This is a genomic window from Streptomyces sp. NPDC033178 (assembly GCF_055577685.1).
Genome location: NZ_JBVIPT010000017.1, coordinates 242,883 through 255,267 on the forward strand (window position 1 = coordinate 242,883; position 12,385 = coordinate 255,267).

Consider the following 12,385-nt stretch of genomic DNA (forward strand, 5'->3'; position numbering starts at 1 on the left):
AGCGTACGTTCATGAACCATGACGAAGGCAATCACCGTCTCCGGACTGCACAAGTCGTTCGGCAGTACGCACGCCCTGGACGGTCTCGACCTCGACGTCGAGACCGGCGAGGTCCACGGCTTCCTCGGCCCGAACGGCGCCGGGAAGTCCACCACCATCCGCGTCCTGCTGGGCCTCCTGCGCGCCGACTCCGGCGCCGCCCAGCTGCTGGGCGGCGACCCGTGGACCGACGCGGTGGACCTGCACCGCCGCATCGCGTACGTCCCTGGCGACGTCACCCTCTGGCGGAACCTCTCCGGCGGCGAGGTCATCGACCTGTACGGGCGGCTGCGCGGCGGTCTCGACAAGGCGCGCCGGGCGGACCTGATCGAGCGGTTCGAACTCGACCCGACCAAGAAGGGGCGCACGTACTCCAAGGGCAACCGGCAGAAGGTCGCCCTCGTCGCCGCCTTCGCCTCGGACGTCGACCTGCTGATCCTGGACGAGCCGACCTCGGGCCTCGACCCGCTCATGGAGGAGGTCTTCCAGTCCTGCGTCGAGGAGGAACGCGACCGGGGCCGGACCATCCTGCTCTCCTCGCACATCCTCAGCGAGGTGGAGGAACTGTGCGACCGCGTCAGCATCATCCGCAAGGGCCGGACCGTGGAGAGCGGCTCGCTCACCCAGCTGCGCCATCTGACCCGTACGAGCGTCACCGCCGAACTCGCGGGCCCACCCAACGGGCTGGCGGCCCTGCCCGGTGTCCACGACCTCGACATCCAGGGCAGCAGGGTCAAACTCCAGGTGGAGAGCGACAAGCTGAACGCCGTACTGCGCTCGCTCACCGAGTCGGGCGTACGGTCCCTGACCTCGACGCCGCCGACCCTGGAGGAGCTGTTCCTGCGGCACTACCAGGAGGACGTGCGGGCGGAGGCGGTGTCGCGATGACCGCCGTGGCTTCGGGCGCACGTTTCACCGTACGGTCCGGTGGATCGCGTCAACTGGCCGGTACCTGGACCTTGTTGAGGCTCGCACTGCGCCGCGACCGGGTGATGATCCCGCTGTGGGTCGCGGTGATCGGGCTGATGGTGGTCTCCATGCCCGGCTCGCTGGAGAGCGTCTACGCCACGGCCGCCGAACGCGCCGACGTGGCCCGCCAGATGATGACCAACAGCTCCCTGCGCGCCACGTACGGGCCGGTGTTCAGCGACTCGCTCGGCGGCCTCGTGGCGTGGCGCATCGGGGCGTACGCGGCGGTGTTCGCCGGGATCATGAGCCTGCTCGTCGTCGTGCGGCACACCCGGGACGAGGAGGAGAGCGGCCGTCAGGAGATGGTCTCGGCGGGGATGGTGGGCCGTCGCGCCCCGCTGACCGCCGCGCTCCTCGCCGCCCTCGTCGCGAACGCGGGCCTCGCGCTGATCATCACGGGCGGCCTCGCGGGACAGGGCTCCTCGGGCGCGCTGGCGCTCGGACTGGGCACGGCCGGGGTCGGCATGGTCTTCGCGACGATGGCCGCGATCGTCGCCCAGCTCACGGAGAGCGCCCGGCTCGCGAAGGGGCTGACGGGCGGGCTGCTCGGCGCGGCCTTCGTGCTGCGGGCGGCCGGCGACTCGTCCGTGACCGACGGCTCGTCGGTACTGACGTGGCTGTCCCCGGTCGGCTGGCTGGAGAACCTGCGGTCCTTCGCCGACGAACGGTGGTGGGTGCTGCTCCTCTTCGTCGCCGCCGTGGCGCTCCAGGGCATGATCGCGTACGACCTGGCCGGCCGCCGTGACGTCGGCATGAGCTTCCTGCCGACCCGGCCCGGACCCGCGGCCGGCCGCCTCGGTACGGCCTGGTCACTGGCCTGGCGGCTGCAGCGCGGCAGCGTGCTCGGCTGGAGCCTCGGCTTCCTCGCCGCCGGGGCCGCCTTCGGCGGGATCACCACGGGCGCCACGGATCTGGTCGGCGACAACGAACGCACCCGCGAGATCATCGAGCGCATGGGCGGCCAGTCCGGGATCACGGACGCGTTCCTCGCCACGATGGTCGGCATGCTCGGGATGGTCGCCGCGCTGTACGTCGTCCAGTCCGTGCTGCGGCTGCACGCCGAGGAGACCTCCCAGCGTGCGGAACCCGTCCTCGCCAACGCCGTGGGCCGTCTGCGCTGGGCCTCCGGCCATCTGCTGATCGCCTTCGGCGGGGCGACCCTGATCATGCTGGTCGGCGGCCTCGGTCTCGCCCTCGGCTACGGCCAGGACCTCCCGACCATCCTGGGCGCCTGTCTGGTCCAACTCCCCGCGATCTGGACCATCGGCGGCCTGGCCGTCCTCCTCCACGGGGTGTCGCCGCAGGTGGCTCCGGCCGCATGGGGTGTGGCGGGCGCGGTCCTCCTTCTGGGCTGGATCGGCCCGGCCCTCGAACTCCCCGACTCGGTACTGGACCTCTCCCCCTTCGGCCACCTCCCGAAGCTGCCGGGCGGCGAGATGACCTGGACACCGGTACTGGTACTCACGGGCATCGCGGTGGCGCTGGTGGGGGCGGGGTTGGCTGCACTGAGGCGCCGGGACCTGACTACGGGCTGACGGGGGGCCGCCCCCTCAGGGGCGCGGGGAACTGCGCAATCTTTTGGGGGCGCGGGGCGGTGACATTTTGCGGCTCCGCCGCGGGGCGCGACCAGCCCTCACCGACCCGCGCATCACCACCGGCCCCACCCGCCCTCGTCCGTCACACCTCGACAAGCAGCCCCTCCAACCCCCGAATCACGAAGTTCGGCTTCCGCTCGGGCTCGGCAGCGAGCCTGAGCGCAGGAGCCTGGTCCAGCAACGCCCCCATCGACGCGGCCAGTTCGATCCGGGCGAGCGGCGCCCCGATGCAGTAGTGGATCCCCGCGCTGAAGGAGATGTGGGGATTCTCCGGCCGGGACAGATCCAGCGCCTCCGGCTCGGCGAACACCGCCGGGTCATGGTTGGCGGAGCCGAACAGCAACGCCACCTCGCTCCCCCGGGGAATCACCGTCCCGTCCACCTCGATCTCGTCGAGCACCCACCGCTCGAACAGCTGCAACGGCGTGTCGTACCGCATCAGCTCCTCCACCGCCGTACCCACCAGCCCCCAGTCCGCCCGGAGCGCCGCCAGCTGACCGGGGTTCCGGAACAGCGCCCACCACCCGTTCACCGTGGCGTTCACCGTCGCCTCGTGGCCCGCGTTCAGCAGGAGCACGCACGTCGAGATCATCTCCTGCTCACTGAGCCGGTCCCCCTCGTCGTACGCCGCGATCAGCCCCGAGACCAGGTCGTCCCCCGGCTCCTTGCGCCGGACCGCGATCAGCTCCCGCAGGAACTCGGTGAACTCGACCGACGCCCGCACCGCCTTCTGAGCCGTCTCCTCCGACGGGTTCAGCTCGTACATCCCGCAGATGTCCGCCGACCAGGGCCGCAACTGCGCCCGCTCGGACTCCGGGATCCCCAGCATCTCCGCGATGACCGCCACCGGAAGCGGTTCGGCGACGACCGTCAGCAGGTCGCCACCCCCGGCCTCGACTAGCTCGCCGACCAGCTCGGACGCCATCCGGTCCACGTACGGCCGCAGCCGCTCGACCGTCCGCGGGGTGAACGCCTTCGACACCAGCCGCCGGATCCGCGTGTGGTCCGGGGGCTCCAGGTCGAGCATCCCGTGGTCGTTCAGCACGTGGAACGGCTCGTGCTCGGCCGGCGGTGCCGTGCGCCCGAAGTCCTCGTGCGTGAACCGGTGCTGGTATGTCCGGCCCAGGCGCCGGTCCCTGAGCAGCGCCGACACGTCCGCGTGGTGCGGGACCAGCCACTGGTTGGTGGGCTCGTAGTAGTGGACCCGGCCCTGGGCACGGAGGTCCGCGTACGCGGGGTAGGGGTTGGCCAGGAAGGCCTGGTCCCAGGGGTCGAAAGCCGGCGGGGTCTTGGTAGCTGCCATGACCGGACGCTAACCGGAGGTGTCCCTGTCTGACCAGGGCCGTCCCTCTTTCTGAGGCTGTCCACGGGCCGGTGGGGACGTGCGGGTGCGCCGTGACCGATCGCGCCCCGCGGCGGAGCCGCAAATGTCACCGCCCCGCGCCCCTGACGAGCGCCTCTTCGGGGCAGCCCGTCAGCCCGGGGTGACCAAGCGGGCCTCGTAGGCGAACACCGCCGCCTGGGTGCGGTCCCGCAGGCCCAGTTTGACCAGGATGCGGCTCACGTGGGTCTTGATGGTGGACTCGGCCACTACCAGTCGGGTGGCTATCTCGGCGTTGGACAGGCCCTGGGCTATGAGGACCAGGACCTCCGTCTCGCGCTCGGTCAGGTCTCCGTAGGCCGCCTGGGCGGTGGACGACAGCCGGGGCTCCTCGGCCAGCTTCGAGAACTCCGTGATCAGCCGCTTCGTCACCGAGGGCGCCAGCAGTGCCTCGCCGGCCGCGACCACGCGCACCCCGTCCGCGAGCTGCCGGGCGGAGGCGTCCTTCAGGAGGAAGCCGGAGGCTCCGGCGCGCAGCGCCTGGTACACGTACTCGTCGAGGTCGAACGTCGTGAGGACGAGCACCTTCGACGCACCGTTCGCCGCCACGATCTCGCGGGTCGCCTCTATGCCGTTCATCTCGGGCATCCGGATGTCCATCAGGACCACGTCCGGCCCCAGCTCCCGGACCCGGTCCACGGCCTCGCGGCCGTTGACCGCCTCGCCGACGACCTCGATGTCCGGCATCGCGCCGAGCAGCACCGAGAAGCCCTCGCGGACCATCATCTGGTCGTCGGCGATCAGTACGCGGATGGTCATGCGGAGTCCTCCGTCGGTGCCGCCGCCGGGACGGGGAGGAAGACCGCGACCTCGTAGCCCCCGTCGTCCGTCGTCGCCGCCGTCATCTCCCCGTCCAGCATCGACACCCTCTCCCGCATGCCCGTGATGCCGTGCCCGGCGCCCGGTGAGGGCTTGATCAGGCCGGTCGCGGGACCGTTCACGATGCGCAGTCCGAGTCCGCCGAGCACATAGCCGATCTCCACCTTGGCCGCGGCGCCCGGCGCATGCCGCAGGCTGTTGCTCAGCGCCTCCTGGACTATTCGGTACGCCGACAGCTCGACGCCCTGCGGAAGCTCGCGCACCGCCCCGGTGACCGTCTTGTCCACGGCGAGTCCCGCGTCCCGCACGTTCTCCAGGAGCCGGTCCAGATCCGCGAGCGTGGGCTGCGGGGCGTCCGGGGCCTCGTAGTCCTCGGCCCGTACGACACCGAGGACCCGGCGCAGCTCAGAGAGGGCTATGACCGCGTTCTCCCTGATCACCGCGAAGGCGTACTCCAGCTCCGGCGGTGGGTTCTCCACGCGGTAGGGGGCCGCCTCCGCCTGGATGGCGACCACCGACATGTGATGGGCGACCACGTCGTGCAGCTCGCGGGCGATCGTCGTGCGCTCTTCGAGAAGGGTGCGCTTGGAACGCTCGTGCGCGGTCACCGTCTCCTGGGCGGTCACCTTCTGCGCGGCGTCGTGCCGCACATGCCACACCGTGACGACCAGCAGTGCCAGCGCACTCACGAACAGGAAGGGCATGGTGTTGGTGTAGTAGTGGCTGCCTCCGAAGAAGACCTCCGCGAACAGGCCGTACGCCGCGGTCAGCGCCCACATCCAGGCTGCCGTGCGGGGTCTGGTCCTCAGCGCCACGACCGTGAGCACGATCAACTGGGTCGCGAAGGCGCCGGGCAGCCAGGGCCAGTCGCTCCCCCAGTCGTTGCCGAACAGGGCCACGACCGGTGTCACCGCGAGGGAGATCCAGAAGGCGCCGACCGGCCTGAGCAGGGTCAGCAGGATCGTGCCCAGTGCGAGGAGGCCGGTCAGGAGCTGGACGAGATCACCGCCGCCGTTGCCCGCGAGGGAGACGAGCAGCGCCACCAGGCCGGCCAGTCCCACCACTGTGTGCGGGGTCCAGGCCGCCTGCTCCCGCAGGCGCGACGGCAGCCGCCGGGTCAGGCGGCCGTCCACACGCATCCTGGGAAGCGGGCGGACGGCGAAGGCGTCGTGGAAGAGGTCCTGGCGCAGCCCCCGCGACGCGTCCATCGCCAGCTGGAACTCGGGGCTGCGCTGCCTGGCACCGCCTGGCGGTGTCGTCTGCGTCTGCGTCGTCTCGGTCACATACAGAACGGTAGGCGGAGACCGGCGTAGTGGTCGTCACCAGTGAGAAGGGTCATTCAGCCTCCCTCTCAGGTACTACGGGTACGACCGGGTGTCCTTCGGGGCAGTGCCGCCCGTGGCCGCCGGGGCGCTCAGTAGCCGGTGGGGCGCACCAGCCCGCACTCGTACGCGAACACCGCCGCCTGGGTGCGGTCCCGCAGGCCCAGCTTCACGAGGATGCGGCCCACGTGGGTCTTCACGGTCTGCTCGGCGACGAAGAGCCGCTCGGCGATCTCCGCGTTCGACAGGCCCTGCGCGATGAGGGCGAGCACCTCCGTCTCGCGCTCGGTCAGCTCGCCGACGCGCTGCTTGAGCGGGGCACGGGGCGTGGAGTCCAGCCGGGAGAACTCCGCGATGAGCCGCCGGGTGATGCCGGGCGCGAGCAGCGCGTCGCCGGCGGCCACCACCCGGATCGCCTCGGCGAGCTGGTCGGCGGACGCGTCCTTCAGCAGAAAGCCGGAGGCACCCGCGCGCAGCGCGTCGTACACGTACTCGTCGAGGTCGAAGGTGGTCAGCACCAGGACTCTGATCTGCGGGGTCTTCTCGGTGATGCGGCGGGTGGCCTCGATGCCGCCGAGTTCGGGCATGCGGATGTCCATCAGGACGACGTCCGGGGCGAGTTCGGCGACCTTGGCGATGGCGTCCAGGCCGTCGACCGCCTGGCCGACCACGTCGATGTCGGGCTGGGTGTTGAGCAGCACCGTGAAGCCCTGCCTGACCATCTGCTGGTCGTCGGCGATGAGTACGCGGATGCTGCCGCTCGTCATGAAGTGTCTCCTGTGGGGTCCGGTGGGCCCTTGGGGCCGGTCGAGTCGTCGGGACGGGGAGTGGGAGTGCGGGAGGCGGTGGCCGCCGAACGCGGCAGGAACGCTGCCACCGTGAAACCGCCGCAGGCCGTCTCCATGGCCATGAGGGTCCCACCGAGCATCATCGCCCGCTCCCGCATCCCGAGCAGACCGTGCCCGGCACCCGGCGACGGCGGGGCGGGGTGGCTCGGCGAGGAGTTGACGACCCGGATCTGCAGGCCGCGCGGGAAGTGCGTGAGCTCAACCCGCACCACGGAACCGGGCGCGTGCCGCAGCGCGTTGCTCAGCGCCTCCTGGACGATCCGGTACGCGGACAGCTCCACGCCGGGCGGCAACGGGAGCTGCTCGCCGGTGATCTCCGTGGTCACCGCGAGCCCGGCGGCGCGGGTGTTCTCGACGAGCGCGTCGAGGCGGTCGAGGGTGGGCTGGGGAGCGTCGGGCGCGGCGCCGGTGCCGGCGCCGAGGCCGTACGCGTCGTCGGGGTTCTCCGAGCGCAGCACTCCGAGGACCCTGCGCAGTTCGGTGAGCGCCTCCAACGCGTTCTGTCGGATGCCGTCGAGGTTCTCCTTCAGCTCGTCGGAGGGGTTCTCCACCAGGTGCGGGGCCACTTGGGCCTGGATGGAGATGACCGACATGTGGTGGGCGACGACGTCGTGCAGCTCGCGGGCGATGCGGTTGCGCTCCTCCAGCAGGGTGCGGCGGGAACGCTCCTCCGCCGTCAGGTACTCCTGCTCGACCAGCTGGGTGCGTGCCTCGCGGCTGCCGCGCAGGGCGGTGCCGAGGAGGACTGCGACGGCGAACACGGAGACCGACAGCACGCCCGTACCCGAGTACGGACCGCCGCCGAGGCCGCCTTGCACGAAGGCCGTGACCAGTCCGGTCACCGCCAGCACCGCGAGGGCCACGCGGGCGGGCAGCCGCAGGGCGAGCAGGAACAGGATGAGGGCGTGCGCGGCGATCGTGGGCCCGATCCACGGCCAGTTGGGGCCCGGGGGCACCATGTCCGTCATGTTCGACCGCGCGGCCACGGCGGCGATGAACGTCGCGGACAGCGACAGCCACCACGCCGGGAAGGGCCGCCACAGGGCGAGTACGAGCGCCACGCCCTGCGCCGCCCCGGCCAGCAGACCGAACTCGACGCCCAGCCGGTAGCTGGTGCTCAACTCGTCGATGCTGCCGATCGCGACGACGACAGCGATCAGGCAGATCACGACATGCGGCAGCCTGCGCAGCCAACGGGGCCGGGACATCGGCGGCAGCGGCGCGCTGCCGGACGAGAGGCCCGCGAGAAGGGCGGACAGGGAGCGGCGGGCGCGAGGCGCCGAGGCGGGGTCGGCAGGACCGGTGAGGCTGCTGGGGTCGGGGTCGGTGGAGCCGGTAGCGCTGACGGAGCGCTCGGAGCGGGCGGGCAGAGGCACGGCGGGGCGGATCTCCGGAGGTGGGGGCGGGGCCGAGGTGGTGTCGTCCTCTGTCCGGGCGTCCTTGGCGTCGTCCACGCCGTCAACCCTAGGCACGCCGGACCTCGTTCGCTTCCACGGCGACGCGGTGGGTGCGGACGACACGTGACGGACGACGGGCACGACGGCCGCGGCCGCGGTGCCCCTGCTCGTAGGAACGAAAGGCCGCCCAGCACACTGCCAGGGCGAGGGCGAAGACCGGGAGCCAGGCAAGCCGGAACGCCACCCACGCGAGGTCGTCCGGGGTGGTGTGCAGGCCGGGGAGCCGGCCTGCGAGGAGGCCCGTGGCGGTGACCGACATCAGTGCCGTCTGGTGCCACAGGAAGATCGTCATCGCTGAGAGGTTGACGAAGGCGACCCACGCCCAGAGCACCGGCCGGCGCATCGCCCGGCGCAGACGCTCGCGCAGAAGCAGCGCCAGACCGCACTGGGCCAGGCCGAAGGTGACCGCGGCCAGGGTCGGCGGGTTGAGGTTGGAGACCGAGGAGCCGGGGACGCCGACCATGGACGCCGGATAGCCGCCCCACGCGACGAGCCCGGCGGTCACCGCCGCGCCGCCCGTGAGCAGCACCCGGCCCGAACGACGGGTCAGTTCGCCCCGCGTCCAGGCCGCGCCCAGCGTGTACGGCACGAGCCAGCCCGCCGCCACGTTGACCCAGCCCAGCCAGGCCGGGCCGCCGAATCCGAAGCGGATGAGGTCCACATGGAGAACGACGGCCAGCGGCCACAACGGGTTCACCCGGGTCACCAGCGGGGTCACCGCCGTCAGCGCGGCGAAGACCAGCAGGAACCAGAGTGGGGACAGGACCAGCTTCAGCAACGCGTGGACCGTCTTCAGGTCCGCGCCCGTCACGAGCAGGCCGACCGTGGCCACGGTCCACAGCCCGAGGACGGCCGCCACCGGCCTGAAGAGGCGGGACAGGCGCGTACCGAGCCAGTGTCCGTACGTCGTCCCGCGCGACCGTGCCGACGCGTAGCTCTTCGTCGCCACGTGACCGCCCACCAGGAAGAACACGGCGAGCGTCTGGAAGACCCACGAGATCGGCGCAAGCCAGGGCATGTGCGCCAGCGGACTCGACGTGCGCAGCCTGCCGCCGTCCGCGACCAGGGCCGTGACGAGCCAGTGGCCGAGCACGACGCCGAGTATCGCGAAGGTACGCAGGGCGTCGACGGAACGGTCCCGGTCGGCCGGTGTCGCCGCGTCGATCCGCTCGGCGCCGAGGCGCAGTCGGCGTATCACCTCATCCATGGGTCATCTCCGATGTCTCGCCGAGCACGATCCGGGCGAGGTTGGCCAAGGACACCGAACCCGGCTTGAGGTAGTCGCTGTGGCCGCCGTCGCCCGCCGCGAAGACACGGGCGCCGAAGGCCGGGGACACGGGGTCGGTGCCGAAGCCGACCGTCGTGCCGAAGAGGTCGGCCCTGGTGTGCGGGACGTCCGCGATCCAGTCGTCGCCGCCGCGGCCGGCCCAGACGCGCGCCTTCGTGTGCAGGCCGGCCACCGCGTCCACGCCCGTGCCGGGGCTGCCTATGAGCACCAGGTCCGAGATGTCGAGGCCGCTTGCCGCGCGGGCGCCCACGACCGTCCCGTACGAGTGGCACAGCAGGGTGAGCCGGGCGTGCCCGTTCACCGCCCTCAACTCGCCCATGAACTCCCGCAGTTCGGGTGCCGCTTCCTTGGCCAGGCCCGTGGTGAGGACGTCCGGGCCGATCGTGCCGGGCGTGTCGTAGCCGAGCCAGGCGATCACCGCGGCGCGTGGGCCGAGCCGCTGGTGCAGGGCGAGGGCGCCGGCGCGGAAGCGGTCGTACGTGTCCAGGCTCGTGTCGGAGCCGGGCACGAGGACCGCCACGTGGTCGGCCTTCGCCAGGCCGCCGAAGACCTCGGCGGCTCGGCCGGGGCCGCGGGCGTCGAAGGTGAGGAAGTGACGGGCCGGGTCCGCCATGGAGCCGACGGCTGCCGCCCGGCCGCGGTCGCCGTGGGCCGCGGCCATGCGCGAGGCCTCGGCGGCGTTCGCCCGGTTCGCCGCGTAGGCGCTGTCCAGCGTGGTGGCGGTCACCGTGGCGATGCGCGCCGGGGCGGGTGCCGGTATCTCCGGATGTGCGGCCGCGGCGGAGATCGGGGCGACGAGCGCCCCTGTGATCAGGGCGGCAAGCAGGCCGCGACGGGCGCGGGGCCATCGGGGGCGCCTGCCGGGATGGCCTGGCTGGCCCAGATGGCCCAGCAGGTCTGGCTGGCCCGGCAGGTCTGGCTGAACCGGCTGGGCTGGACGGCCCGGCCGAACCGGCTGGCCTGCCTGAACCGGTCGATTCTTCTGGCTCGGCTGGCCTGGATGAACCGGTCCGTCCTTCTGGCTCGGCTGACCTGCCTGAACCGGTCCGTCCTTCTGGCTCGGCTGACCTGCTCGAACCGGTCCGTCCTTCTGGCTCGGCTGACCTGGATGAACCGGCTGACCTGACTGGACCGGCTGGACCGGCCCGCCCGATCGCTGTGGCCGTTTCGGTCGCGCCGCGGTCCGTTCCGCGTTCGCCCTCCCCCGTAGCCCCATCCGTGTGCCCCCGTCTCGGTTTGCCCGTCCATCGGGCCCAACTGAGAAGGAAGTTACGGATCTGGGCTTGTGGTCGGCGTCCCGCCAGGGAGCTCACCTGCGGGGTAGCTCTCAGGTATTACGGGTATCACCGGGGTCGCCTTGGCTCCGCGCCGGAGCGGCCCTGTTCCGGCAGCGGCTCTGTTCCGGCAGCGGCTCTGTTCCCGTCCCAGCCCCGCCCGGAAGTGGCCCGCACCGGTACTGGCCCCGCATCGGTATTTGCCCCGCACCAGCACTGGCCCCGCACCGGCAGCGGCCGTGCGTCGGCGGCCGCCGCGCGTCGGCTTCCGTACCGGCTCCACACCCGTGATTGGCGCACCCGTGATCGGCAGGCTCTCGCCGACGCGTCTGCGGGAGCGTGGGGGCTGGGCGCGCAGTTCCCCGCGCCGCTACCAGGCCAGCTGGGCGATCTCCTCCGCCACCACCGCGCACGCGTCCGCCGCCGGGTCGATCAGGGGGAAGTGGCCCACGTCCTCCAGGAGCGTCAGGCCGACCACCTCGCCGGCCTTGGCCGCCGCGTCCGCGTATGCCTCCGCGACCGCCTGCGGTACGACGACGTCCGTGCGGCCCTGCACCAACGTCGTGGCGATGCCCGTCGGGAGGAGCAGCGCCGGATCGGCGTACGGCTGGCGCTCCCCGAACTTCGCCTCCCCGCCCAGGAGTTGGCGGGACGCGCCGGAGCAGACGTCCAGCTTCTCCGCGACCGTGAAGTCGGCGATCGGGGCGAGTGCGACGACTCCCCGCAGCGGGGCGGGGCGGTCCGTGCGCCACGGTGCGTCGGCCGGCAGCAGGTGGCGGGCCGCGGCCCAGAGAGCCAGCTGACCGCCCGCCGAGTGCCCGGTGACCACCATGCGGCGCGGGTCTGCCTGCGGCAGGGCCTCGCGCAGGAGTCCCGGCATCGCGTCGAGCGCCGCCGCCACGTCGTCGAACGTGTCCGGCCAGCGTCCCGCGACCGGGCCCTCGCCGCCCTGGGCCGGGATGGTGCCGCCGCGCCGGTACTCGACGTTGGCCACGGCGAAACCCCGTCTGGCCAGGAAGTCCGCGAACGGCGTGATGTGCCGCCGGTCGTACGGTGCCCGCCAGGCGCCGCCGTGCAGGACGACGACGAGCGGGGCGCGTTCCTCGCCGCCGCGCGGCGCGTAGAAGTCGACGACCTGGTCGGGGTGGTCGCCGTACGCGGTGGTGGTGTCGGGGTCGACGGGCGGATGCGAGAAGGCCGACTCCTCCTCCGCGGCGTCGCGGGCGTCGTCCGGCATGCTCCAACCTCTCAGCGGTGCGGTGTGCGTTCACCTGCGCGGTCCGCCTGTCAACACGCTCCGGCGGGCGGACCGTTGGCGGGACGGTATCAGGCCGGTGACGTGCCTCAACACGCGGCTGTGACCCTCAGTGAGGGGCAAATGGTTCTATTGTTT

11 protein-coding genes are annotated in these 12,385 nt (G+C 72.1%); 3 read left to right on the plus strand and 8 right to left on the minus strand.

Annotation, left to right across the window (positions count from 1 at the left end):
- Window positions 1-18 precede the first annotated feature (18 nt).
- A complete protein-coding gene (locus ACZ5VQ_RS35960) occupies window positions 19-927 on the plus strand; it encodes an ABC transporter ATP-binding protein (RefSeq protein WP_469108595.1) in 909 nt (302 codons plus the stop codon).
- A complete protein-coding gene (locus ACZ5VQ_RS35965) occupies window positions 924-2,543 on the plus strand; it encodes an ABC transporter permease (RefSeq protein ID WP_469108596.1) in 1,620 nt (539 codons plus the stop codon). The genes ACZ5VQ_RS35960 and ACZ5VQ_RS35965 overlap by 4 nt, the downstream gene beginning before the upstream one ends.
- Window positions 2,544-2,685: 142 nt before the next feature.
- Here the strand turns inward: ACZ5VQ_RS35965 and ACZ5VQ_RS35970 are convergent, their stop codons facing one another.
- The 7 genes from ACZ5VQ_RS35970 to ACZ5VQ_RS36000 form a co-directional block, all read right to left on the minus strand.
- A complete protein-coding gene (locus tag ACZ5VQ_RS35970; RefSeq protein ID WP_469108597.1) occupies window positions 2,686-3,906 on the minus strand; it encodes a cytochrome P450 in 1,221 nt (406 codons plus the stop codon).
- Window positions 3,907-4,077: 171 nt separating this feature from the next.
- Window positions 4,078-4,743 carry a response regulator gene (locus ACZ5VQ_RS35975; protein ID WP_469108598.1) on the minus strand — a complete coding sequence of 222 codons (666 nt, stop codon included), beginning with the start codon at window positions 4,741-4,743 and terminating at the stop codon, window positions 4,078-4,080.
- Complete coding sequence (locus tag ACZ5VQ_RS35980) at window positions 4,740-6,086, minus strand: sensor histidine kinase (RefSeq protein WP_469108599.1); 1,347 nt, start codon at window positions 6,084-6,086, stop codon at window positions 4,740-4,742. The genes ACZ5VQ_RS35975 and ACZ5VQ_RS35980 overlap by 4 nt, the downstream gene beginning before the upstream one ends.
- Window positions 6,087-6,217: 131 nt before the next feature.
- Window positions 6,218-6,892 carry a response regulator transcription factor gene (locus ACZ5VQ_RS35985; RefSeq protein WP_362071876.1) on the minus strand — a complete coding sequence of 225 codons (675 nt, stop codon included), beginning with the start codon at window positions 6,890-6,892 and terminating at the stop codon, window positions 6,218-6,220.
- Window positions 6,889-8,181 carry a sensor histidine kinase gene (locus ACZ5VQ_RS35990; protein WP_469108628.1) on the minus strand — a complete coding sequence of 431 codons (1,293 nt, stop codon included), beginning with the start codon at window positions 8,179-8,181 and terminating at the stop codon, window positions 6,889-6,891. The genes ACZ5VQ_RS35985 and ACZ5VQ_RS35990 overlap by 4 nt, the downstream gene beginning before the upstream one ends.
- Window positions 8,182-8,437: 256 nt before the next feature.
- Complete coding sequence (locus tag ACZ5VQ_RS35995; RefSeq protein ID WP_469108600.1) at window positions 8,438-9,637, minus strand: acyltransferase family protein; 1,200 nt, start codon at window positions 9,635-9,637, stop codon at window positions 8,438-8,440.
- The gene (locus ACZ5VQ_RS36000) at window positions 9,630-10,601 is read right to left on the minus strand and encodes an alpha/beta hydrolase (protein WP_469108629.1); all 972 of its coding nucleotides are present in this window, start codon (window positions 10,599-10,601) and stop codon (window positions 9,630-9,632) included. The genes ACZ5VQ_RS35995 and ACZ5VQ_RS36000 overlap by 8 nt, the downstream gene beginning before the upstream one ends.
- On the opposite strand from ACZ5VQ_RS36000, the gene ACZ5VQ_RS36005 reads away from it, so the two are divergent.
- Window positions 10,584-10,844, plus strand: coding sequence for a hypothetical protein (locus tag ACZ5VQ_RS36005; RefSeq protein WP_469108631.1), 261 nt, complete (start codon window positions 10,584-10,586; stop codon window positions 10,842-10,844). The two genes, ACZ5VQ_RS36000 and ACZ5VQ_RS36005, sit on opposite strands and share 18 nt — an antisense overlap.
- Window positions 10,845-11,362: 518 nt before the next feature.
- Here ACZ5VQ_RS36005 and ACZ5VQ_RS36010 read toward each other — a convergent pair.
- Window positions 11,363-12,229 carry an alpha/beta hydrolase gene (locus ACZ5VQ_RS36010; protein WP_362071872.1) on the minus strand — a complete coding sequence of 289 codons (867 nt, stop codon included), beginning with the start codon at window positions 12,227-12,229 and terminating at the stop codon, window positions 11,363-11,365.
- Window positions 12,230-12,385 lie beyond the last annotated feature (156 nt).

Bases quoted from the DNA above. Each gene is read 5' to 3' on its own strand.
- ACZ5VQ_RS35960 (WP_469108595.1), top strand. From the start codon at position 19: ATGACGAAGGCAATCACCGTCTCCGGACTGCACAAGTCGTTCGGCAGT.
- ACZ5VQ_RS35965 (WP_469108596.1), top strand. From the start codon at position 924: ATGACCGCCGTGGCTTCGGGCGCACGTTTCACCGTACGGTCCGGTGGA.
- ACZ5VQ_RS35970 (WP_469108597.1), bottom strand. From the start codon at position 3,906: ATGGCAGCTACCAAGACCCCGCCGGCTTTCGACCCCTGGGACCAGGCC.
- ACZ5VQ_RS35975 (WP_469108598.1), bottom strand. From the start codon at position 4,743: ATGACCATCCGCGTACTGATCGCCGACGACCAGATGATGGTCCGCGAG.
- ACZ5VQ_RS35985 (WP_362071876.1), bottom strand. From the start codon at position 6,892: ATGACGAGCGGCAGCATCCGCGTACTCATCGCCGACGACCAGCAGATG.
- ACZ5VQ_RS35990 (WP_469108628.1), bottom strand. From the start codon at position 8,181: ATGTCCCGGCCCCGTTGGCTGCGCAGGCTGCCGCATGTCGTGATCTGC.
- ACZ5VQ_RS35995 (WP_469108600.1), bottom strand. From the start codon at position 9,637: ATGGATGAGGTGATACGCCGACTGCGCCTCGGCGCCGAGCGGATCGAC.
- ACZ5VQ_RS36005 (WP_469108631.1), top strand. From the start codon at position 10,584: ATGGCCTGGCTGGCCCAGATGGCCCAGCAGGTCTGGCTGGCCCGGCAG.
- ACZ5VQ_RS36010 (WP_362071872.1), bottom strand. From the start codon at position 12,229: ATGCCGGACGACGCCCGCGACGCCGCGGAGGAGGAGTCGGCCTTCTCG.